Annotated in this window: 22 protein-coding genes; 19 read left to right on the top strand and 3 right to left on the bottom strand. The window is 69.1% G+C overall.

What is annotated here, in order from left to right:
• The first annotated feature begins 4 nt into the window (after positions 1–4).
• From LG388_RS18030 to leuB, 8 genes are all read left to right on the top strand, one after another.
• Complete coding sequence (locus LG388_RS18030; RefSeq protein WP_225784093.1) at positions 5–706, top strand: succinate dehydrogenase iron-sulfur subunit; 702 nt, start codon at positions 5–7, stop codon at positions 704–706.
• 41 nt (positions 707–747) lie between these two features.
• Positions 748–1,083, top strand: coding sequence for a succinate dehydrogenase assembly factor 2 (locus LG388_RS18025; protein ID WP_225784092.1), 336 nt, complete (start codon positions 748–750; stop codon positions 1,081–1,083).
• Between the two features lie 19 nt (positions 1,084–1,102).
• Positions 1,103–2,413, top strand: a complete 1,311-nt coding sequence (gene gltA / locus LG388_RS18020; protein WP_225784091.1) for a citrate synthase — start codon at positions 1,103–1,105, stop codon at positions 2,411–2,413.
• Positions 2,414–2,590: 177 nt separating this feature from the next.
• Positions 2,591–2,731, top strand: coding sequence for an entericidin A/B family lipoprotein (locus LG388_RS18015; protein WP_225784090.1), 141 nt, complete (start codon positions 2,591–2,593; stop codon positions 2,729–2,731).
• Positions 2,732–2,910: 179 nt separating this feature from the next.
• Positions 2,911–3,879, top strand: a complete 969-nt coding sequence (locus LG388_RS18010; RefSeq protein WP_225784089.1) for a LysR family transcriptional regulator — start codon at positions 2,911–2,913, stop codon at positions 3,877–3,879.
• Between the two features lie 54 nt (positions 3,880–3,933).
• Positions 3,934–5,355 (top strand): 3-isopropylmalate dehydratase large subunit, encoded by a 1,422-nt coding sequence (gene leuC, locus LG388_RS18005; RefSeq protein WP_225784088.1) that lies wholly within the window; start codon positions 3,934–3,936, stop codon positions 5,353–5,355.
• Between the two features lie 25 nt (positions 5,356–5,380).
• Positions 5,381–6,031 (top strand): 3-isopropylmalate dehydratase small subunit, encoded by a 651-nt coding sequence (leuD, locus tag LG388_RS18000; protein WP_225784087.1) that lies wholly within the window; start codon positions 5,381–5,383, stop codon positions 6,029–6,031.
• Between the two features lie 40 nt (positions 6,032–6,071).
• Positions 6,072–7,142 carry a 3-isopropylmalate dehydrogenase gene (gene leuB, locus LG388_RS17995; RefSeq protein WP_225784086.1) on the top strand — a complete coding sequence of 357 codons (1,071 nt, stop codon included), beginning with the start codon at positions 6,072–6,074 and terminating at the stop codon, positions 7,140–7,142.
• 165 nt (positions 7,143–7,307) lie between these two features.
• On the opposite strand, the gene LG388_RS17990 is transcribed toward leuB, so the two are convergent.
• Entirely contained in the window at positions 7,308–7,928 is a 621-nt protein-coding gene (locus LG388_RS17990) for a glutathione S-transferase family protein (protein WP_225784085.1), read from the bottom strand.
• An 83-nt stretch (positions 7,929–8,011) separates the two neighbouring features.
• On the bottom strand, positions 8,012–8,716 hold the full coding sequence (locus LG388_RS17985; RefSeq protein WP_225784084.1) for a YafY family protein: 705 nt from the start codon (positions 8,714–8,716) through the stop codon (positions 8,012–8,014).
• A gap of 103 nt (positions 8,717–8,819) precedes the next feature.
• Between LG388_RS17985 and LG388_RS17980 the strand changes: the two genes are divergently transcribed.
• The 9 genes from LG388_RS17980 (at position 8,820) to accD (ending at position 18,149) form a co-directional block, all read left to right on the top strand.
• On the top strand, positions 8,820–8,987 hold the full coding sequence (locus LG388_RS17980) for a hypothetical protein (protein ID WP_225784083.1): 168 nt from the start codon (positions 8,820–8,822) through the stop codon (positions 8,985–8,987).
• Positions 8,988–9,101: 114 nt separating this feature from the next.
• Positions 9,102–10,232, top strand: a complete 1,131-nt coding sequence (gene asd, locus LG388_RS17975) for an aspartate-semialdehyde dehydrogenase (protein WP_225784082.1) — start codon at positions 9,102–9,104, stop codon at positions 10,230–10,232.
• A 275-nt stretch (positions 10,233–10,507) separates the two neighbouring features.
• Positions 10,508–11,905, top strand: coding sequence for a FimV family protein (locus tag LG388_RS17970; RefSeq protein WP_225784081.1), 1,398 nt, complete (start codon positions 10,508–10,510; stop codon positions 11,903–11,905).
• The gene (locus tag LG388_RS17965; protein WP_225784080.1) at positions 11,862–13,286 is read left to right on the top strand and encodes a FimV/HubP family polar landmark protein; all 1,425 of its coding nucleotides are present in this window, start codon (positions 11,862–11,864) and stop codon (positions 13,284–13,286) included. The genes LG388_RS17970 and LG388_RS17965 overlap by 44 nt, the downstream gene beginning before the upstream one ends.
• 97 nt (positions 13,287–13,383) lie before the next feature.
• Positions 13,384–14,199: a tRNA pseudouridine(38-40) synthase TruA gene (gene truA, locus LG388_RS17960; protein ID WP_225784079.1), complete on the top strand. Its 816-nt coding sequence runs from the start codon at positions 13,384–13,386 to the stop codon at positions 14,197–14,199.
• Positions 14,196–14,909: a phosphoribosylanthranilate isomerase gene (locus LG388_RS17955; protein WP_225784078.1), complete on the top strand. Its 714-nt coding sequence runs from the start codon at positions 14,196–14,198 to the stop codon at positions 14,907–14,909. The genes truA and LG388_RS17955 overlap by 4 nt, the downstream gene beginning before the upstream one ends.
• 124 nt (positions 14,910–15,033) lie before the next feature.
• A complete protein-coding gene (trpB, locus tag LG388_RS17950) occupies positions 15,034–16,314 on the top strand; it encodes a tryptophan synthase subunit beta (RefSeq protein WP_225784077.1) in 1,281 nt (426 codons plus the stop codon).
• On the top strand, positions 16,311–17,129 hold the full coding sequence (trpA, locus tag LG388_RS17945) for a tryptophan synthase subunit alpha (RefSeq protein ID WP_225784076.1): 819 nt from the start codon (positions 16,311–16,313) through the stop codon (positions 17,127–17,129). Before trpB ends, trpA begins: the two co-directional genes overlap by 4 nt.
• 147 nt (positions 17,130–17,276) lie before the next feature.
• A complete protein-coding gene (gene accD / locus LG388_RS17940) occupies positions 17,277–18,149 on the top strand; it encodes an acetyl-CoA carboxylase, carboxyltransferase subunit beta (protein WP_225784075.1) in 873 nt (290 codons plus the stop codon).
• Positions 18,150–18,245: 96 nt separating this feature from the next.
• On the opposite strand, the gene LG388_RS17935 is transcribed toward accD, so the two are convergent.
• The gene (locus LG388_RS17935) at positions 18,246–18,803 is read right to left on the bottom strand and encodes a YggT family protein (protein ID WP_225784074.1); all 558 of its coding nucleotides are present in this window, start codon (positions 18,801–18,803) and stop codon (positions 18,246–18,248) included.
• Positions 18,804–18,852: 49 nt separating this feature from the next.
• Here LG388_RS17935 and LG388_RS17930 point away from each other — a divergent pair, with 49 nt between their 5' ends.
• Positions 18,853–19,521, top strand: a complete 669-nt coding sequence (locus LG388_RS17930) for an LON peptidase substrate-binding domain-containing protein (protein WP_225784073.1) — start codon at positions 18,853–18,855, stop codon at positions 19,519–19,521.
• A gap of 89 nt (positions 19,522–19,610) precedes the next feature.
• Complete coding sequence (gene lysS, locus LG388_RS17925; RefSeq protein ID WP_225784072.1) at positions 19,611–21,143, top strand: lysine--tRNA ligase; 1,533 nt, start codon at positions 19,611–19,613, stop codon at positions 21,141–21,143.
• Positions 21,144–21,246: the final 103 nt, after the last annotated feature.

The following is a 21,246-nucleotide window of genomic DNA, read 5'->3' as shown; positions in this document are numbered from 1 at the left end:
CACGATGAAGCGCACTTTTCACATCTACCGCTACGACCCGGACAAGGACGCCAAGCCCTACATGCAGACCGTCGAGATCGAACTCGACGGCCACGAGCGCATGCTGTTGGACGCACTGGTCAAGCTCAAGGCGCAGGATCCGAGCATCGCCTTCCGCCGCTCCTGCCGCGAAGGCGTGTGCGGGTCGGACGCGATGAACATCAACGGCAAGAACGGCCTGGCCTGCCTGACCAACATGAACACGCTGAAGGACCCCATCGTCTTGAAGCCGCTGCCGGGCCTGCCCGTGATCCGCGACCTGATCGTGGACATGACGCAGTTCTTCAAGCAGTACCACTCCGTCAAGCCCTACCTCATCAACGAGACGCCCGCGCCCGAGAAGGAGCGCCTGCAATCGCCCGAGGAGCGCGAGGAGCTGAACGGCCTGTACGAATGCATCCTGTGCGCGAGCTGCTCCACGAGCTGCCCGAGCTTCTGGTGGAACCCCGACAAGTTCGTCGGCCCGGCCGGCCTGCTGCAGGCCTACCGCTTCATCGCCGACAGCCGCGACGAAGCCACCGGCGAGCGCCTGGACAACCTGGAAGACCCGTACCGCCTGTTCCGCTGCCACACGATCATGAACTGCGTGGACGTGTGCCCCAAGCACCTGAACCCGACCAAGGCCATCGGCAAGATCAAGGAACTCATGGTCCGCCGGGCCATCTGATTCCTGTTGCCGCCTGCGTCTTCGGCTCCCGCATGCCCGTCATGAGCGAACACGATCCTGCCCTCGACGACGCGCCCCTGAGCGCGCAGGCCCTGGGCAAGCTCAAGTGGCGCTGCCGCCGCGGGCTGCTGGAGAACGACCTCTTCATCACCCGCTTCTTCGAGCGGCATGAATCTGGCCTGACCCAGCGTCAAGCCCGGGCCCTGGAGGCGCTGATGGACCTGTCGGACCACGATCTGCTGGAACTGCTGCTGCAACGCAAGGAGCCCGACCCCGCGTGGGCCGGCCCCGACGTGGTGGCATTGCTGCAGACCCTGCGCACCGAAGGCGCGCACCGTCCCCCGACAAGCCATCCGCCCTCCGCCCCCCTCCATTAACCTCCGAGAGAAAGTCGCCATGAAAGCTTCCGACACCAAGGCCACCCTGTCCTTCAGCAACGGCGGGCAAAACGTGGAACTGCCGATCTACAAGGGCACCCTGGGCCCCGACGTGATCGACATCCGCAAGCTCTACGCTCAGACGGGCATGTTCACCTATGACCCGGGCTTCATGTCGACGGCGTCGTGCCAGTCCACCATCACCTACATCGATGGCGACAAGGGCGAGCTGCTGTACCGCGGCTACCCCATCGAGCAGCTGGCCACCAACTGCGACTTCCTGGAAACCTGCTACCTGCTGCTCAACGGCGAACTGCCGAACGCCAGCGAGAAGGAGAAGTTCAGCAACCTCGTGACCAAGCACACGATGGTCAACGAGCAGATGCAGTTCTTCCTGCGCGGCTTCCGCCGCGACGCGCACCCGATGGCCATCATGACTGGCCTGGTGGGCGCGCTGTCGGCCTTCTACCACGACAGCACGGACATCAACAATCCCGAGCACCGCGAGATCGCCGCGATCCGCCTGATCGCGAAGATGCCCACGCTGGTCGCGATGGCCTACAAGTACACGATCGGCCAGCCGTACATGTACCCCAAGAACGAGCTGAGCTACGCCGGCAACTTCCTGCACATGATGTTTGGCGTGCCGTGCGAGGACTACAAGGTCAGCCCGGTGCTCGAACGCGCACTGGACCGCATCTTCATCCTGCACGCCGACCACGAGCAGAACGCCTCCACCTCCACCGTGCGCCTGTGCGGCTCCTCGGGCACGAACCCGTTCGCGGCCATCGCGGCCGGCGTGGCCTGCCTGTGGGGCCCGGCCCACGGCGGCGCCAACGAGGCGGCGCTCAACATGCTCTACGACATCCAGAAGGAAGGCGGCGTGGAGAAGATCGGCGAGTTCATCAAGAAGGTCAAGGACAAGAACTCCAACGTCAAGCTGATGGGCTTCGGCCACCGCGTGTACAAGAACTACGATCCGCGCGCCAAGCTGATGCAGGAGACCTGCAACGAAGTGCTGACCGAGCTGGGCCTGGAAAAGGACCCGCTGTTCGCCCTGGCCAAGCAGCTCGAGAAGATCGCCCTGGAAGACGAGTATTTCGTCTCGCGCAAGCTCTACCCGAACGTGGACTTCTACTCGGGCATCGTGCAGCGCGCCATCGGCATCCCGGTCAACCTGTTCACCGGCATCTTCGCGCTGGCCCGCACCGTGGGCTGGATCGCCCAGCTCAACGAGATGATCGGCGACCCCGAGTACAAGATCGGCCGCCCGCGCCAGCTGTTCACGGGCTCCGTGGCCCGCGACGTGAAGCCGCTCGCCCAGCGCTGATCGGCCACGCCCCCCGGTGGCATCCGCCGGGTGCCGTCCTTGTGAAAGCTGCCCTCGGGCAGCTTTCTTGCCTTGTGGCTGACACCGCGCGCCGCGCCCCGCCCGTACGTTCGGCTCCAGAGGAAGACGGTCTTCCTCGTCCCATCCCTTGTGGGAACCCACTCAGGAGCCTCGACCATGAAGACACTTTCCACCCTGATGGCCGTCGTATTCGCGGCCGCCGTCTCCCTGACCGGCTGCAACACCGTGCGCGGTGCCGGGCAAGACGTGCAGAAGGCCGGCGAAAAGGTGGAGGACGCCGCCAAGAAGCGCCAGTAGGCGGGGCGCGGCTGCGCGCGGCGCACCCTCCTTCGTAGACGGACCCTGCGGGGTCCGTTTTTCTTGAGAGCGGCATCGCTCGCGGATGAGCACGCAAGCCATCGCCAAGCACGATGGCTTTTCCACCCGCTACAAGGGAAAATCGGCCTCGAACATCGCCCTACGCGATGCCTGAAGCCATGAACCCCACCGAGCGCAGTTTTGCCCGCCGCATCGACCTGACCAGCCTGCAGCTGTTCGTGGCCGTGTGCGAGACGGGCAGCATCGGCCGCGCCGCGGAGCGGGAATTCATTGCGGCGTCGGCGGTCAGCAAGCGCCTGTCGGAACTCGAAAGCACGCTGGGCACCAGCCTGCTCTACCGCCACGCGCGCGGCGTCGATCTGACGCCGGCCGGCGAAAGCCTGCTGCACCACGCACGCGCCATGCTCTACAGCCTCGAGAAGATGCAGGGCGAGCTCAGCGAATACGCCGACGGCGTGCGCGGCCATGTGCGCGTGCACGCCAACATCTCGGCCATCGTCCAGTACCTGCCGGAAGACCTGGGCGCCTTCGCACGCAGCCATGCGGCCATCAAGATCGACCTGGAAGAACACCTGTCCAGCGAGGTGATGCGCGCGGTGCAGGAAGGTGCGGCCGACCTCGGCCTGTGCCACGTGCCCAGCGACACCCCTGGGGCGCACGGCCTGCAGACGCTGCCCTACCGCCATGACCAGCTGGTGCTGGTGATGCCGATGGGCCATCCGCTGGCCGCGCACCCGCAGCTGGCTTTCGCCCAGGCGCTGGACTTCGACCTGGTGGGTCTGCACGCCAACAGCTCGATCTACCGCGCTTTGCACCAGGCCGCGCTGGCCCAGGGCCGCAGCGTGCGCCTGCGCATGCGCGTGACGGGCCTTGATGCCATGTGCCGCATGATCGACAACGGCCTGGGCGTGGGCGTGATGCCGCTGCATGCCTTCATGCTCATGCGCGAGGGCATCGGCCGCGCGCTGACCTCGGCGGCGCTCACCGACGACTGGGCCGAACGCCAGATCAGCCTGGTGGCCCGCGATTTCTCCACCCTGCCCGTGGCCGCGCGCACGCTGGTCGAGCACCTGCGCGCACCCGACAGCCCCGCCACGGCCGAAGCCCCTTCGGCCGCCACCGCCTGACGCGCATCGCGCGACAATCCTTCCCCCACGAAAGCCCTTCAAGAAGACAGCACCATGGCACGCACGCTCTACGACAAGCTCTGGGACGAACATGTCGTCCACACCGAGGAAGACGGCACGTCCATCCTCTACATCGACCGCCACCTGGTCCATGAAGTGACCAGCCCGCAGGCTTTCGAAGGCCTGCGCGAGGCCGGCCGCAAGCTGTGGCGCGTGAGTTCGGTCGTCGCCACGGCCGACCACAACACGCCCACCACGGGCTGGGAGCGCGGCTACGACGGCATCGTCGATCCGATCAGCAAGGAGCAGATCACCACGCTGGACGCGAACATCGCGGAATTCGGCGCGGCGGCCTTCTTCCCGTTCATGAGCAAGCGCCAGGGGATCGTGCACGTGATCGGCCCCGAGAACGGCGCCACCCTGCCCGGCATGACGGTGGTGTGCGGCGACAGCCACACCAGCACGCACGGCGCCTTCGGCGCGCTGGCGCACGGCATCGGCACCAGCGAGGTCGAGCACGTGATGGCCACGCAGACCCTGCTGGCCAAGAAGGCCAAGAACATGCTGGTCAAGGTCGAAGGCAAGGTCGCGCCCGGCATCACGGGCAAGGACATCGTGCTGGCCATCATCGGCCAGATCGGCACCGCGGGCGGCACGGGCTACACCATCGAGTTCGCCGGCTCCGCCATCCGCGACCTGAGCATGGAAGGCCGCATGAGCGTGTGCAACATGGCCATCGAGGCCGGCGCACGCGCGGGCCTGGTGGCGGTGGACCAGAAGACCATCGACTACCTGCGGGGCCGGCCGCTGTCGCCCACCGGCGTCGAGTGGGACCAGGCCGTGGCCTACTGGAAGACGCTGCACTCCGACCCGGGTGCGCATTTCGACACCGTGGTCGAACTGGACGCCACGCAGATCAAGCCGCAGGTGACCTGGGGCACCTCGCCCGAGATGGTGCTGCCCGTCGACGGACGCGTGCCCGATCCGGACAAGGAGAAGGACGCCAACAAGCGCGGCGCCATCGAACGCGCCCTCACCTACATGGGCCTGGAGCCCAACAAGGCACTCAACGACATCTTCATCGACAAGGTGTTCATCGGCAGCTGCACCAACAGCCGCATCGAGGACATGCGCGAAGCCGCGGCCGTGGTGAAAAAGCTGGGCCAGAAGGTCGCCAAGAACGTGAAGCTGGCCATGGTGGTGCCGGGCTCGGGCCTGGTGAAAGACCAGGCCGAGCGCGAGGGCCTGCACGAAGTGTTCAAGGCCGCGGGCTTCGAATGGCGCGAGCCGGGCTGCTCGATGTGCCTGGCCATGAACGCCGACCGGCTGGAGCCGGGCGAGCGCTGCGCCAGCACCAGCAACCGAAACTTCGAAGGCCGCCAGGGCGCCGGCGGTCGCACGCACCTCGTGAGCCCGGCCATGGCCGCCGCCGCCGCCATCCACGGCCATTTCGTCGACATCCGCCAGTTCGCCTGAGCGAGCGCACCGAGAGAGAGATCCCATGAAGAAATTCACCGTGCACCAGGGCCTCGTCGCGCCCATGGACCGCGAGAACGTCGACACCGACGCCATCATTCCCAAGCAGTTCCTCAAGTCCATCCGCAAGACCGGCTTCGGCCCGAACCTGTTCGACGAGTGGCGCTACCTGGACCATGGCGAGCCCGGCATGGACCCGGCCAGCCGCAAGCCCAACCCCGACTTCGTGCTGAACCAGCCGCGCTACCAGGGTGCGTCCATCCTGCTCGCGCGCAAGAACTTCGGCTGCGGCTCCAGCCGCGAACACGCGCCCTGGGCGCTGGACCAGTTCGGCTTCCGCGCCCTCCTCGCGCCCAGCTTCGCCGACATCTTCTTCAACAACAGCTTCAAGAACGGCCTGCTGCCCATCGTGCTGCCCGAAAGCACCATCGCGCAGCTGTTCGACGAAGTGGCCGCGTTCCCGGGCTACCAGCTGACGGTGGACCTGGAGCGCCAGGTGATCGTCAAGCCCGACGGTGCCGAGATCGGCTTCGAGGTGCAGGCCTTCCGCCGCTACTGCCTGCTCAACGGCCTGGACGACATCGGCCTGACGCTGCGCCACAAGGACAAGATCCAGGCCTTCGAAGCCGAGCGCTTGGCCACCAAGCCTTGGCTGGCCCACCACATGGCCGGCTGAGCCGCGACCCCTGTTTCCATCACGACATTGAATCAACGACATGAAAATCGCAGTCCTGCCGGGTGACGGCATCGGTACCGAAATCGTCGCGGAAGCCGTCCGCGTGCTCGACGCCCTCGACCTGAAGTTCGAGATGGAAAGCGCGCTGGTCGGCGGCGCCGCCTACGACGCCCACGGCCACCCGCTGCCCGAGGCCACGCTGAAGCTGGCCAAGGAAGCCGACGCCGTCCTGTTCGGCGCCGTGGGCGACTGGAAGTACGACACGCTGGACCGCCCGCTGCGGCCCGAGCAGGCCATCCTGGGGCTGCGCAAGAACCTGGGCCTGTTCGCCAACTTCCGCCCCGCCATCTGCTACGAGCAGCTGGTGGGCGCCTCCAGCCTCAAGCCCGAGCTGGTGGCCGGCCTGGACATCCTGATCATCCGCGAGCTGACGGGCGACATCTACTTCGGCCAGCCGCGCGGCAGGCGCACGGCGGCGGACGGGCACTTCCCCGGTGCCGAGGAAGCCTTCGACACCATGCGCTACAGCAAGCCCGAGGTCGAGCGCATCGCGCGCGTCGCCTTCGAGGCCGCCCGCAAGCGCAACAAGAAGGTGACCTCGGTCGACAAGGCCAACGTGCTGGAGACCTTCCAGTTCTGGAAGGACGTGGTCACCGAGGTGCACAAGGACTACCCGGACGTCGAGCTCGAGCACATGTACGTGGACAACGCGGCCATGCAGCTCGTGAAGAAGCCCAAGGCCTTCGACGTGATCGTGACCGGCAACATGTTCGGCGACATCCTGAGCGACGAAGCCTCCATGCTCACCGGCTCCATCGGCATGCTGCCCTCGGCCAGCCTGAACAGCAGCAGCCAGGGCCTGTACGAGCCCAGCCATGGCAGCGCGCCCGACATCGCAGGCAAGGGCGTGGCCAATCCGCTGGCCACCATCCTGTCAGCCGCGATGATGCTGCGCTTCTCGCTGAACCAGGAAGCGTCGGCCGTGCGCATCGAGAACGCCGTCAAGAAGGTGCTGGCCCAGGGCCTGCGCACGCCCGACATCTGGAGTGAAGGCACGACTAAGGTCGGCACGCGCGAGATGGGCGATGCGGTGCTGAAGGCACTGGGCTGAAAAGCCGTCGCAGCCCTGCGGACTCCGGGCGTCGGGCGCCGGCTGCGTGCCGTGGCGCCGGTCCGGTGTCAGGCCTCAGCAGCGCCCCAGCGGCAGCGGCCGTCGACGCGCCCCGCGAGGGAGCGGTGCTCGCACAGCGGGCAAGCGTGGGGCCCCAGGGGGATCTCAGGCCTTGCTCGAGGCCAACAGCGCATCGTCGCGCTGCGTGGCGCGCAGCGCCGCCGGCCGCGCCGCATGGTGCTGGACAAACGCCGTGAAGGCTGGGCGTTCGTCGAGCAGGCCGATCTGCGCGTAGTAGCCCAGGAACGCCGCCATGTACAAATCGGCGGTGGTGAAGCGGTCACCGACCAGATGCACGCGGCCGGCCACGGCGTGCTCCAGCGTGCGCAGCAGGTCGTCTTCGCGGCCGTAGCCCGCCGCGCGGGGCTCGGCCAGCTTGCCGGCGTATTTGGCGGTGAACAGCGCTTCCACCGGCCCAGCCAGGAAGAACATCCAGCGGTAGTAGGCGCCGCGCGCTGCGCTGCCAATCGGAGGCGCGAGGCCAAGGTCGGGGACCAGTTCGGCCAGATAGGCACAGATGGCGGCGTTCTCGGTGATCACCGTGTCGCCGTGCTTGAGCGCCGGCACCTTGCCCATGGGGTTGAGGGCGACGTACTCCGGCGCCTTCATCGTGCTGCCGAACTGCAACAGGACCTCTTCGTACGGCAGGCCGGTCTCCTCCAGCATCCAGCGGGTGATGCGGGCGCGCGACAGGGGGTGGGTGTAAAGAGTCAGGGTGTCGGACATGGATCGCCTTTCATTGCGTTGGAAGGCTTGCAGTCTGCGACCGCCCTGCTGACACCCTCTGTCAGCAGTCGATCCGGGGCCGCTCAGGCCCCATCGCCGGGCTGCGACAGGCAATGTGCGCGCCAGCGGCGCAGCAGTTCGTGCCGGCGCTGCGGGTAGCGCCTGCCGCCGTCCCGCAGCGCCAGCACGCGGTCGGCCCGGAAGTGGCGAAAGTCCTGGCGCAGTTCGCACCAGGCCGCGAGCAGGCGCTTGTCGGACAGAAAGGCCATCGCGAACGGCCAGATTTCGCGCCGGCTGGCGCTGCCGTCGGCATCGCGGTAGTGCAGTTGCAGCACCTGTTCGTCGCGGATCGCGTTGCGCAGCATCGCCAGCCAGGGTTCGGGCGCAGGCGCCGCACGCTGCCACAGCGGCGCGAAGAGCCCGCTGGTTTCCACCTGCAGGCGCAGCGTTTCGGGCAGCACGCCGACCACGCGGCCCACCGCCTGCTGCGCGGCGGCGGCCAGCGCCGGGTCGGCATGACTGGCGACCCAGCGCGCGCCCAGCACCAGGGCTTCGAGTTCGTCGGGGGAGAACATCAGTGGCGGCAGCATGAAGCCGGGCCGCAGCATGTAGCCCACCCCGGGGTCGCCCGCGATGGCAGCACCTTGCGCACGCAGCGCCTCGACATCGCGGTAGAGCGTGCGCAGGCTCACGCCCAGCGACTCGGCCAGCCGCGCACCGGCGATGGGGCGGCGGCGGCGATGCAGCTGGTCGAGCAGACGCAGCAGACGGGTGGCGCGGGTGCTCAAGAATCGACCTCGGGTGGGGTGGCGGGCATGGCGGCGATTGTCCCGCAGCGCCGCAGCCGCCCAGGGCCCACACATCACCGTACATCGCCGCCTCAATCTGCCGATGGCCCAGCTGCAACGCGAGGCCGCACCCGCGCTCCAATTCCTGGCGCTACAATTGCAGCCCATGTTTGCCGCCCGCTCGTTCACCCTGAACACGCCTGCAACCGCTTCGGCCGGTGCAGCCGCGCGCGCATCCATCACCAAAACCACGACGATCATTAAGGGCTGACCCAGCCTGGTTCGTCGCGCGTGCCTCCCCCTGGCCCTCGGACGAGCCAGGCGGGCAGCCCCTTCGGCGCGGTCTCTCCATTTTTTGACTGGTAGACACTGAAAGGGCATTGAAATGAGCAAGTTGGTAGGTCTGGTCGGCTGGCGCGGCATGGTCGGCTCCGTCCTCATGGACCGCATGGCGGCCGAGAAGGATTTCGACCTCATCGAGCCGCTGTTCTTCTCCACCTCCAACGCCGGCGGCAAGGCCCCGGCCCAGGCGAAGAACGAGACCACGCTGCAGGATGCGTTCGACATCGCGCAGCTCCAGCGCTGCGAGATCATCATCACGGCCCAGGGCGGCGACTACACCAACGAGGTGTTCCCCAAGCTGCGCGCCGCGGGCTGGAAGGGCCATTGGATCGACGCCGCCTCTTCGCTGCGCATGAAGGACGACGCCGTCATCGTGCTCGATCCGGTCAACATGCCCGTGATCAAGGACGCGCTGGCCAAGGGCGGGCGCAACTGGATCGGCGGCAATTGCACCGTGAGCTGCATGCTGATGGGCGTGGGCGCGCTCTACAAGGCCGGCCTGGTCGAGTGGATGAGCACCCAGACCTACCAGGCCGCCAGCGGCGGCGGCGCCCAGCACATGCGCGAGCTGCTGACGCAGTACGGCACGCTGAACGCCGAAGTGCGCGCCCTGCTTGACGATCCCAAGAGCGCCATCCTCGAGATCGACCGCAAGGTCATCGAGAAGCAGCGCAGCCTGTCGGGCACCGAAACGGCCAACTTCGGCGTGCCGCTGGGCGGCTCGCTGATTCCCTGGATCGACAAGGACCTGGGCAACGGCATGTCCAAGGAAGAGTGGAAGGGCATGGCCGAGACCAACAAGATCCTGGGCCAGGGCGAAAGCTTCGGCTCCCCTGCGGTGCCGGTGGACGGCTTCTGCGTGCGCGTGGGCGCCATGCGCTGCCACAGCCAGGCGCTGACCTTCAAGCTGAAGAAGGATGTGCCCGTGGCCGACATCGAAGCCCTGATCGCCGCCGACAACGAATGGGTGAAGGTGGTGCCGAACACGCGCGAGGCCACGCTGGCCGACCTGACGCCCGTGGCCGTGACCGGCACCATGACCATCCCGGTCGGCCGCATCCGCAAGCTGGCGATGGGCCCCGAATACCTGGGCGCGTTTACCATCGGCGACCAGTTGCTGTGGGGCGCAGCCGAGCCGCTGCGCCGGATGCTGCGCATCCTTTTGGCGGACTGATCCCGCTTGAAGCACCGTGCAGGAGGCGCGGTCGTTGCGATGCAGCAACGACCGAACCCTGCCGAAGTTGGCACGCACTGGGACAAAACGCCGCTTGCCTTGTTATTTCTGGCAAGATGGTGTTAACGTCCTCTTACATTTCCGGGCGCCGTGCCCCTTCCAGCATGACCAGAACACCGCCGTTCGCGAGCCGCCCGAAGGCTGGCCGTCGTCTTTCGCCCCGTGCCGTGCCGCAGCCGGGCTCGTCCCTCCTGAGCCCCCTTTCCGCACTCAGCGTGGCGGCCGCCCTGGCCCTGGGTTTTGCCGCGACGGACGCCGATGCGCTGACGCTGGGCCGCCTGAACGTGCAGTCGGCGCTTGGCGAGCCGCTGCGGGCCGAAGTCGAGGTCAGCGAGATCGGCCCGGGAGAGGCGGAAGGCCTGCGGATCAACCTGGCGCCGCGCGCCGCCTTCCAGGCGGCCGGCGTGAGCTACAACGACGCCCTGGCCCATGTGCAGACCACCTTGCAGCGGCGCGCCGACGGCCGCTACGTGGTCCGGCTGGCCGGCACGCGGCCGATGAGCGAGCCTTTCGTCGATCTGCTGCTGGAGGCCAATTGGGCCAGCGGGCGGATCGTGCGCGATTACACCTTGCTGCTCGACCCTCCGAGCAGCACCCGCCAGGCGGCCGCGCCGGTGGCGCCCACCGCGCCGCAGATCGTCAACCCGCAGCCGCGCGTGACCGCCGCGCCGCCCGCCGTGAGCGCCGCGCCTGCGCCACGCGCGCCGCTCCCGCAGGCCACGGCCCCCGCCGCGGCGCCGGTGCGCACCGAAAGTGCGGGCGGGGGCGGCCAGCAGATCACGGTCCAGCGCGGGGACACCGCAGGCCGCATCGCCGCGGCCCACAAGCCCGCCGACGTGTCGCTGGACCAGATGCTGGTGGCGCTGCTGCGCGCCAATCCGGACGCCTTCATCGGCGGCAACGTCAACCGCATGAGGGCGGGTGCCGTGCTGCAGATGCCCAGCGCGAGCGAAGCGGCGGCCACCCCGGCCGCCGAGGCGCGCCGCACGGTGGTCGCCCAGAGCCGCGACTTCTCCCAGTACCGCCGGCGCCTGGCCGAGAACGCCCCGACTTCGCAGGTCGCCGCGGCCGACCGCCAGGCCTCGGGCCGCCTGCAGGCCAATGTGCAGGAGCGCAACGCCAACGCCGCTTCGCCGGACCGCCTGACCATCGCCCAGGGTGGCGCTGCGGCCCGCGCGGAAGAGCGCATCGCCCAGACCCGCCAGGCGGAGGAATCCTCGGCGCGCGTGGGTGAGCTGCAGCGCAACATCGACGAACTGAACCGCATCCAGGGCGCCAGCGCGTCCGCGGCGCCGGCAGCCGCACCCGCCGCGTCGGCACCGGCCGCAGCGCGCGGCGCGGCCGCATCCGCCGCCCCTGCGGCCACCGCGGCCACCGCGGCCACGCCGGCGCCCACTGTGGCACCCGCACCGGCGCCCGCTGCCGCGGCCCCCGCGCCAGCCGCAGGCGCTGCTGCGCCCGCCGGCCCCGCCGCCGCGCCGGCAGCCGCCGTGCCGGGACCGACGATCCAGGCGGCCCCGCCCGTCGCTGCCCCGGCTGCGCCCACGGCCGCTCCGACCGCCAACGCCGATGCGCCGGCCCCTCGCCCGCCCCCGCTTCCGCGCCTGCAGTGACTGCGGCGGACGGCACGACCGCGCCTGCAGCGGCAGCTGCGCCGGCCCCCGCGCCGCGCCCGCGCCCGGCACCGCCCCGCCGCCACCGCAACCCAGCCTGCTCGACCAGTTGCTCGAGAACCCCCTCATCCCGGCCGGCGGCGCCATCGCGCTGCTGCTGCTGGGCTTTCTCGCCTATCGCCTGCGCGGCCGCAAGAAGGCCGACGTGGTCGACAGCGTGTTCCCCGAAAGCAAGCTGCCCAAGGACTCCTTCTTCGGCGCCACGGGTGGCGAATCGGTGGACACGAACAGCAGCCGCAACAGCTCGGTTGCCTCCTCGCTGTCGTACTCACCCAGCCAGTTGGACGCCGGCGACGTGGATCCGGTCGCCGAAGCCGACGTGTACCTGGCCTACGGCCGCGACCTGCAGGCCGAGGAAATCCTGCGCGAGGCGCTGCGCACCACGCCCGAGCGCACGGCCATCCACCTCAAGCTGCTGGAAATCCATGCCAAGCGGCGCGACCTGCGGGCCTTCGAAATGCTGGCCAATGACGTGCGCAAGCTGACCGGCGGCAGCGGCGCCGACTGGAGCCGTGTCATCGACATGGGCCGCGAACTGGACCCGGGCAACCCGCTGTACCAGGGCAGCGCTGCGGTGCTGGACACCGAGAAGACGGTGCCGCTGGCGGCCGCCGGCGCCGCTGCGGCGACCGCGACGACGGCGGCCGCCCTGGCGGCGCCCCCGCCTCCCGCCGAGCCGCCCCAGCCCTTCGTGCCCTCGGTGGCGCCGCTGGATTTCGACCTGGACCTGAGCAAGCCGGCCCCGCTGAGCGCCGCGCCGGCACCCGCGCCCACATCGCCGCCTGCCCCGGCACCGGCCTTCAGCGCCCCGGCCATGGAGCCGCCGGCGGCTGTGCCACCGCCCGCCTACGAGGCGCCGCGCGCCACGCCGCCCGCCGCGTCCTATGCGCCGACCGCGCGCTCGCCGCTGCTGGACCACGACCCGCTGGACAACGACTTCGAGACAGCGCCGGGCGAACTCCATGCCCTGTCGCGCCTGGACAGCCTGGATGCGCCCCGCGACACCGACCGCACGCACCCAGCCACGCTGCACGCGGGCCTGCCGGGCGATTCGGGCTTCATCGAGTTCGACATGACCGCCATGTCGGGCCTGCGCGAAGGCGGCGACACACGGCCGAACCCGCTGGAAGCCACGCGCGACGCCGCGCTGGATGGGCCGGCGGGCGGTGAAAGCCCGCATGCGATCAAGCTGTCGCTGGCGCGCGAACTGCATGCCTTGGGCGATGCCGAGGGCGCGCGCTCGCTGCTGGAAGAAGTGGTGAGCGAGAGCAGCGGCGAATTGCGCACGCAGGCGCAGCAGTTGCTGGGCGAACTGCGCTGAGCCCGCCGCGGGCGCATGCCACACTCGGGGCGGCCTGCGGGCCGCCTTTTTTCGTTGGGGACTCTTTCTTGATCGATTTCTTCCCGGAGCCCCGCCCATGCGCATAGCCCTGGGCGTTCGCTACAACGGCCAGGCCTACGACGGCTGGCAGAGCCAGCCCTCGGGCCGCACGGTGCAGGACAAACTGGAGCGGGCCCTGGGCCAGTTCACGGCGCAGCCGCGCATCGGCACCTTGTGCGCCGGTCGCACCGATGCGGGTGTCCATGGCTGGATGCAGGTGGTGCATTTCGACACCGACATCGCCCGCGCCCCCTTTTCGTGGGTGCGTGGCCCCAACCGCTTCCTGCCCGACGACATCGCCGTGCAATGGGCGCAGGAGGTGCCGCCCGCGTTCCACTGCCGCGCCAGCGCCCGCGCGCGCCGCTACCTCTACGTGCTGGCGCAGTCGCCCGTGCGGCCCAGCCTGGACAGCGGCCGCGTCGGCTGGTCCATGCACGAACTGGACGGCGACGCCATGCGGGCCGCCACCCGGCATCTGCTGGGCACGCATGACTTCAGTTCCTTCCGCGCGTCCGCCTGCCAGGCGCGCTCGCCCATCAAGGACCTGCGCCGCATCACGATCACGCGCGTCGGCGACGGCCCGCGCTGCCGCTGGCATTTCGAGTTCGAGGCCGACGCCTTCCTGCACCACATGATCCGCAACCTCATGGGCTGCCTGGTGCGCGTGGGCCAGGGCCACGCGCCGCCCGACTGGGTGCGCGAGGTGCGCGACGCGCGCAGCCGCGAGCGCGCGGCACCCACCTTCTCGGCCGACGGCCTGTACTTCCTGGGCCCGCTCTACGAGCCGCATTGGGGTCTTCCGGCCGAAGTGACGCTGGGTGCGGGCGGTGCTTCGTATGATGGACCGCCATGAAGGACAAGCGCCCCACCGCCGCCGAGGCGCACGCCGCACGCACGCGCGTCAAGATCTGCGGCCTGACGCGCGAGCAGGACGTGGACGCGGCAGTGGCCGCCGGCGCGGACGCACTGGGCTTCGTGCTCTACGCCCGGAGCCCGCGCGCCGTGACCCCTGCGCGCGCCGCCGAACTCGCCCGGCGTCTGCCGCCTTTCGTGACGCCCGTGCTGCTGTTCGTGAACGAGGCGCCCGAGGCCGTGCAGCAGGCCCTGGCCGCAGTGCCGGGCGCACTGGCCCAGTTCCATGGCGACGAGACGCCCGAGCAATGCTGGCGCGCCAGCGGCGAAGGCCGGCACCGCTTCATGCGGGCGGCCCGCATTCCCCTGGGCGAGGCCGGGGCCGGCTTCGACCTCGTACACTACGCGGCACTGTTCTCTCGCGCCCACGCCATCCTGCTCGACGCCCAGGTCGACGGCTATGGCGGCGGCGGCAAGGCATTCGATTGGTCACTCCTTCCACGCGCCGTCGACGCTCACCTCGTCTTGAGTGGTGGACTCACACCTGCAAGTGTGGGCGATGGCCTGCGTGCGCTGCGCACGTTGCGGGCTGGCGCGAAGTCGCTGTCCGTTGACGTGAGCTCCGGCGTCGAGGCCTCCAAGGGCATCAAGGACGCCGGCAAGATCCGCGAATTCATCGCGGCGGTGCGTGCAGCCGACAACCCGGCCTGAATCCCCGGCCCTGACTGCGGCCGGCGGCGGCCACCCGGCTCCTGCACCTGACCCGATTGATTCGCGGCTCCCGCCCTTTGCGGACCCGCGCCCCGGCGCGCCGCCCGCGATCCCCGGAGAACGCATGTCCCTTTCTTATGACTTCCCCGATGCCGCCGGCCATTTCGGTCCTTACGGCGGCACCTTCGCCAGCGAGACGCTGACGCACGCCATCGCCGAGCTGCGCGAAGCCTACGCGCGCTACCGGAACGACCCCGAGTTCCTGGCCGAGTTCGCGGATGAGCTCAAGCATTTCGTGGGCCGGCCCTCGCCGATCTACCACGCCGCGCGCACCAGCCGCGAGATCGGCGGCGCGCAGATCTACCTCAAGCGCGAGGACCTCAACCACACCGGCGCGCACAAGATCAACAACGTGATCGGCCAGGCGATGCTCGCGCGCCGCATGGGCAAGCCGCGCGTGATCGCCGAGACCGGCGCCGGCCAGCACGGCGTGGCCACGGCCACCATCTGCGCGCGCTACGGCCTGGAGTGCGTGGTCTACATGGGCGCCGAGGACGTCAAGCGCCAGAGCCCCAACGTCTACCGCATGAACCTGCTGGGCGCCACGGTGGTGCCCGTCGAATCGGGCAGCCGCACGCTCAAGGACGCGCTCAACGAAGCGATGCGCGACTGGGTGACCAATGTCGAGAACACCTTCTACATCATCGGCACCGTGGCCGGCCCGCACCCCTACCCGATGATGGTGCGTGACTTCCAGCGCGTGATCGGCCTGGAATGCATCGAACAGATGCCGGCCATGCTGGCGGCGCAGGGCATCGTCGGCGAGGCCGAGGGCCGCCAGCCCGACGTCGTCGTGGCCTGCGTGGGCGGCGGCAGCAACGCGATGGGCATCTTCCACCCCTACATCCCCTTCCCCGGCGTGAAGCTGGTGGGCGTGGAGGCGGCCGGCCAGGGCCTGGACAGCGGCAAGCATTCCGCGTCCATCCAGCGCGGCAGTGCCGGCGTGCTGCATGGCAACCGCACCTACATCCTGCAGAACGACGACGGCCAGATCACCGAGACGCACAGCATCAGCGCCGGCCTGGACTATCCCGGCGTGGGGCCCGAGCATGCATACCTGGCCGACATCCGGCGTGCCGAGTACGTCGGGATCACCGATGACGAGGCCCTGGCCGCCTTCCACCACCTGTGCCGCGCCGAAGGCATCATTCCGGCGCTGGAATCCAGCCATGCGGTGGCCTATGCGCTCAAGCTTGCGAAGACCATGCGGCCCGACCAGTCGATCCTGGTCAACCTCTCGGGCCGGGGCGACAAGGACATCGGCACCGTGGCCGACCTGTCCGGTGTGGATTTCTACGACCGTCCGTCGATGCGCGGCCTGGCCGTGAAGGGAGGCAAGGCATGACCCGCATCGCCACCACCTTCGAACGGCTCAAGGCCGAAGGCCGCAAGGCCCTGATCCCCTACGTCACCGCCGGCTTCCCCTTCGCCGACATCACACCCGCGCTGATGCACGGCATGGCCGCCGCCGGCGCCGACGTGATCGAACTCGGCGTGCCCTTCTCCGACCCCATGGCCGACGGCCCGGTGATCCAGAAGGCCGGTGAAGCCGCGCTCGCGCAGGGCGTCGGCATGACACAGGTGCTGGCCATGGTCGCCGCCTTCCGCCAGCAGGACGATCGCACGCCCGTGGTGCTGATGGGCTATGCCAACCCGGTGGAACGCTACGACCAGAAGCACGGCGCCGGCGCCTTCGTGCGTGATGCGGCCAGCGCGGGCGTGGACGGCGTGCTGATTGTGGATTACCCGCCCGAGGAATGCGAGGACTTCGCCGCCGCGCTGCGCGCGCACGGCATGGACCTGATCTTCCTGCTCGCGCCCACCAGCACCGACGCGCGCATGGCGCAGGTCGCGCGCATCGCCAGCGGCTATGTCTACTACGTCTCGCTCAAGGGCGTGACCGGCGCAGGGCACCTGGACACCGAGGCAGTGAGCCGCATGATCCCGCGCATCCGCAGCCACGTGAGCGTGCCGGTGGGCGTGGGCTTCGGCATCCGCGATGCGGCTTCGGCCCAGGCCGTGGGCGCGTCGGCCGATGCGGTGGTGATCGGCACGCGGCTGATCCAGCTGATCGAGGGCGTGCCGCGCGAAGCCGTGGTGCCGGCGGCGGCGGAGTTCCTCGGCGGCATCCGCCGCGCGCTCGACGCCCTGCCCCGCTGAACCGGCGCCCAGGGGCGCGGCGGCTCGCCGGTCGCCGGCTGGCGGATAATCGCCCCTCTGCCCGCGCGGCGGCTCCGGCCCGCCGCGCGCTCGGCAGGCAGCCGGCCCGGCCGGCCTGCCCGCTTCCCCACCCAAGGCAACGCATCCATGAGCTGGCTCGAAAAACTGCTCCCTCCCAAGATCGCCCAGACCAATCCGACGGACCGCCGCCAGGTGCCCGAAGGTCTGTGGATCAAGTGCCCCAGCTGCGAGACGGTGCTCTACAAGACCGACCTGGAGCAGAACCAGAACGTCTGCCCGCACTGCAGCCACCACCACCGCATCGGCGCGCGCGAGCGGCTCGATGCCTTCCTCGACGCCGAAGGCCGCTACGAGATCGGGCAGGAAGTGCTGCCGGTCGACGCGCTGAAGTTCAAGGACAGCCGCAAGTACCCCGAGCGCCTGAAGGAAGCCCTGGAATCCACGGGCGAGACCGATGCGCTGGTCGTGATGGGCGGCTGCGTGCACAGCATCAGCGTGGTCGCCGCCTGCTTCGAGTTCGACTTCATGGGCGGCTCCATGGGCAGCGTGGTCGGCGAGCGCTTCGTGCGCGGGGTCGAAACCGCCATCGAGCAGAAGGTGCCTTTCATCTGCTTCACCGCCACCGGCGGCGCGCGCATGCAGGAGGGCCTGCTGTCGCTGATGCAGATGGCCAAGACCAATGCCGCGCTCACGCGCCTGGCCAAGAAGGGCCTGCCCTACATCAGCGTGCTGACCGACCCGACCATGGGCGGCGTCTCGGCCGGCTTCGCCTTCGTGGGCGACGTGGTGATCGCCGAGCCCAAGGCGCTGATCGGCTTTGCCGGCCCGCGCGTGATCGAGTCCACCGTGCGCGTGAAACTGCCAGAAGGTTTCCAGCGCGCCGAGTTCCTGCAGGAAAAGGGCGCCGTCGACTTCATCAGCGACCGCCGCGAGCTGCGCAAGACCATCGCCAGCATCCTGGCCATGCTGACGCGCCAGCCCGCCGATGCGGTGAGCTGAGCGGCCGTCCCCCGCCCCGCGCCATCCACCAGGCCAGAACAGAAAGCGGCGCCCTCGGGCGCCGCTTTCTTTTGCATCGCATCGGGCCGGCGCCTGTCAGCGCCCCAGCGAATACACGCCCGTCAGCAGGTTGCCGATCACGATCGCGCCCACCTGCAGCAGCACGATGGCGGCCAGTGGCGACAGGTCGACGCCGCCGACCAGGGGAATGAAGCGGCGCAGCGGGCGCACCAGCGGATCGGCCAAGCGGTCGATCAGATCCTTGAGCAGCGGCGAGGCGCCGGGCACCCAGGACAGCACCGCATAGACGACCAACAGCGCCGTCAGGCCCGACACCGTGAGCTGCAGCAGGCCGAACAGCGACAGCAGTGGCAGGATGGCCGGGCGCAGGCTGCCCACCAGCAGCATCAGCAGCAGGTACTTCATCATTACCAGCAGCCAGGCGGCCACGGCGCTGGCCAGGTCCCAGCGGCGCACGGCGGGCACGATGCGGCGCAACGGCATCACGATCCAGTCCGTGAGCGCAAAGAGGAAGCGGCCCACCGGGTTGCCGAAGGGTACGCGGTGATACTGCATGTACAGCCGCAGCAGGCAGGCGCCGCCCAGCAGTCCGGTGATCACATCCAGGAGGAAAGAAGGGATCTGATAGAGCATCGGCGGCGGGCAGGCAACGGGAGTGCGATGATAGCCAGCCACCCCTGCCATGACCGCCCCATCCCCCCACGCCTCCCACGCCGTCCTGCCGCTGTTTCCGCTGGGCACCACGCTGTTTCCGCAGGGCCTGCTGTCGCTGCGCGTGTTCGAGCTGCGCTATCTGGCCATGATCGGCGAATGCCACCGCACCGGGCAGCCCTTCGGCGTGGTCAGCCTCACCCAAGGCGCCGAAGTGCGCCTGCCCGGCGCCGAGATCGAGCAGTTTGCCCACATCGGCACGCTGGCGCGCATCACGCGGCTGGACAAGCCGCAGCCGGGGCTGCTGCTCATCGAATGCGAAGGCAGCCAGCGCTTTCGCATCCACAGCCGCAGCCAGCAGAAAAACAGCCTGTGGACAGCGCAGGTCGAAACCCTGTCCGACGAGCCGCCGCTGGCCATTCCGCCCGATCTGCAGCACACGGCGCAGGCGCTCGAACGCCTGGTGCAGGCCCTGCAGGCGCGGCACGACCAGCAGGCCGCGGCGGGTGCTCCCGTGCCGCGGCTGCCGGTGGGCCTGCCCCATCGCTTCGACGATGGCGCCTGGGTCGCCAACCGCTGGTGCGAGCTGCTGCCGGTCCAGGCCGAACTGCGCCAGCGCCTGCTGGAACTCGACAGCCCGCTGGTGCGGCTGGAACTGGTCAGCGACCTGCTCGCGCGCACCGGCATCGCCAGCGGCTGAGACCGGCCAGGCGCCGGCCCCGCAGTCGCGCCCACTAAAATCCAGGCATCGCCGCGCTCCCTGCGCGGCTTTTGTCTTTGGCTCATCTCATGTCCGACACCACCGCTTCCGCCCTGCCCGCCACCGATGACAACCAGCTGATCGCCGAGCGGCGGGAGAAGCTCAAGGGCCTGCGCGCCGCACAGGCCGAGGGCAAGGGCGTGGCCTTCCCGAACGACTTCAAGCCCGCCGACCGCGCCGCCGCCCTGCTGGCCGCGCACGGCGAGACGGCGGCCGAAGCGCTGGAAGCCCAACCCGTCACCACCAGCGTGGGCGGCCGCATGATGCTCAAGCGCGTGATGGGCAAGGCCAGCTTCGCCACCGTGCAGGACGCCACCGGCCGCATCCAGCTGTACGTGACGCGCGACGCGCTGGGCGATGAGCTTTATGCCGACTTCAAGAAGTGGGACCTGGGCGACATCGTGGGCGCCGAAGGCACCCTCATGAAGACCAAGACCGGCGAGCTGTCGATCAAGGTCACGTCGCTGCGCCTGCTGACCAAGAGCCTGCGCCCGCTGCCCGACAAGTTCCACGGCATGGCCGACCAGGAGCAGAAGTACCGCCAGCGCTATGTGGACCTGATCACCGATGAATCGGCGCGTGCCCGCTTCGCCGCACGCAGCAAGGCCGTGAGCGGCATCCGTGAATTCATGGTCGAGCACGGCTTCCTGGAAGTCGAGACGCCCATGCTGCACCCCATCCCGGGCGGTGCGAATGCCAAGCCCTTCGTCACCCACCACAACGCGCTGGACCAGGAGATGTTCCTGCGCATCGCGCCCGAGCTCTACCTCAAGCGGCTGATCGTGGGCGGCTTCGAGCGCGTGTTCGAGATCAACCGCAGCTACCGCAACGAAGGCATCTCGGTGCGCCACAACCCCGAGTTCACGATGATGGAGTTCTACGCGGCGTGGTGGAACTACCGCGACCTGATGGACTTCACCGAGACGCTGATCCGCACCATCGCGCAGAAGACGGCCGGCTCGCTGCAGCTCACCTACCAGGGCAAGGCGGTGGACCTGTCCCAGCCCTTCGAGCGCCTGACGATCCGTGAGGCGATCCTCCGGCACACCGACGCGGGCGCGAGCGTGGACGACAGCACCTGGCTCGTCAACGCGCTGCGCAAGCTGGGCTTGTCGGAAGAGAAGGACAAGCTCGCCCAACGCAGCCTGGCCAGCCTGCAGGTGATGTACTTCGAGGAAACCGTGGAAGAGAAGCTGTGGCAGCCGACCTTCATCATGGAGCATCCGACCGAGATCTCGCCGCTGGCACGCGCCAACGACGAGCGCCCCGAGGTCACCGAGCGCTTCGAGCTCTACATCACGGGCCGCGAGTTCGGCAACGGCTTTTCCGAACTCAACGACGCCGAGGACCAGGCCGCGCGCTTCAACGCGCAGGTGCAAGCCAAGGACAGCGGCGACGACGAAGCCATGTACTTCGACCACGACTTCGTGCGTGCGCTGGAATACGGCATGCCCCCCACCGGCGGCTGCGGCATCGGCATCGACCGCCTCATGATGCTGCTGACCGATTCGCCGAGCATCCGCGACGTGATCCTGTTCCCGGCCCTGCGCCGCGAGGGCTGAGGCCGGGCCCACCGGGGCGCCACAGAGAAAGAAGGGGCCTGCGGGCCCCTATTCTTTTTCACGGAACGCCCGCCAGCCTGGCCGACCCTGGCCACGAGCAGGC

This window comes from Xenophilus sp. Marseille-Q4582 (genome assembly GCF_916700565.1).
Taxonomy (GTDB): Bacteria; Pseudomonadota; Gammaproteobacteria; order Burkholderiales; family Burkholderiaceae_C; genus Xenophilus.
Note: the sequence above shows the minus strand (reverse complement) of the source record. Positions and strands in the feature narration are given on the sequence as shown.

Coding starts and splice junctions, on each gene's coding strand:
- accD (WP_225784075.1), top strand. CDS start 17,277: ATGAGCTGGCTCGAAAAACTGCTCCCTCCCAAGATCGCCCAGACCAAT.
- trpA (WP_225784076.1), top strand. CDS start 16,311: ATGACCCGCATCGCCACCACCTTCGAACGGCTCAAGGCCGAAGGCCGC.
- leuB (WP_225784086.1), top strand. CDS start 6,072: ATGAAAATCGCAGTCCTGCCGGGTGACGGCATCGGTACCGAAATCGTC.
- LG388_RS17955 (WP_225784078.1), top strand. CDS start 14,196: ATGAAGGACAAGCGCCCCACCGCCGCCGAGGCGCACGCCGCACGCACG.
- truA (WP_225784079.1), top strand. CDS start 13,384: ATGCGCATAGCCCTGGGCGTTCGCTACAACGGCCAGGCCTACGACGGC.
- lysS (WP_225784072.1), top strand. CDS start 19,611: ATGTCCGACACCACCGCTTCCGCCCTGCCCGCCACCGATGACAACCAG.
- leuC (WP_225784088.1), top strand. CDS start 3,934: ATGGCACGCACGCTCTACGACAAGCTCTGGGACGAACATGTCGTCCAC.
- LG388_RS17965 (WP_225784080.1), top strand. CDS start 11,862: ATGCGCCGGCCCCTCGCCCGCCCCCGCTTCCGCGCCTGCAGTGACTGC.
- asd (WP_225784082.1), top strand. CDS start 9,102: ATGAGCAAGTTGGTAGGTCTGGTCGGCTGGCGCGGCATGGTCGGCTCC.
- LG388_RS17935 (WP_225784074.1), bottom strand. CDS start 18,803: ATGCTCTATCAGATCCCTTCTTTCCTCCTGGATGTGATCACCGGACTG.
- LG388_RS17990 (WP_225784085.1), bottom strand. CDS start 7,928: ATGTCCGACACCCTGACTCTTTACACCCACCCCCTGTCGCGCGCCCGC.
- LG388_RS17980 (WP_225784083.1), top strand. CDS start 8,820: ATGGCCCAGCTGCAACGCGAGGCCGCACCCGCGCTCCAATTCCTGGCG.
- LG388_RS18015 (WP_225784090.1), top strand. CDS start 2,591: ATGAAGACACTTTCCACCCTGATGGCCGTCGTATTCGCGGCCGCCGTC.
- LG388_RS18010 (WP_225784089.1), top strand. CDS start 2,911: ATGAACCCCACCGAGCGCAGTTTTGCCCGCCGCATCGACCTGACCAGC.
- LG388_RS18025 (WP_225784092.1), top strand. CDS start 748: ATGAGCGAACACGATCCTGCCCTCGACGACGCGCCCCTGAGCGCGCAG.
- trpB (WP_225784077.1), top strand. CDS start 15,034: ATGTCCCTTTCTTATGACTTCCCCGATGCCGCCGGCCATTTCGGTCCT.
- leuD (WP_225784087.1), top strand. CDS start 5,381: ATGAAGAAATTCACCGTGCACCAGGGCCTCGTCGCGCCCATGGACCGC.
- LG388_RS17930 (WP_225784073.1), top strand. CDS start 18,853: ATGACCGCCCCATCCCCCCACGCCTCCCACGCCGTCCTGCCGCTGTTT.
- gltA (WP_225784091.1), top strand. CDS start 1,103: ATGAAAGCTTCCGACACCAAGGCCACCCTGTCCTTCAGCAACGGCGGG.
- LG388_RS18030 (WP_225784093.1), top strand. CDS start 5: ATGAAGCGCACTTTTCACATCTACCGCTACGACCCGGACAAGGACGCC.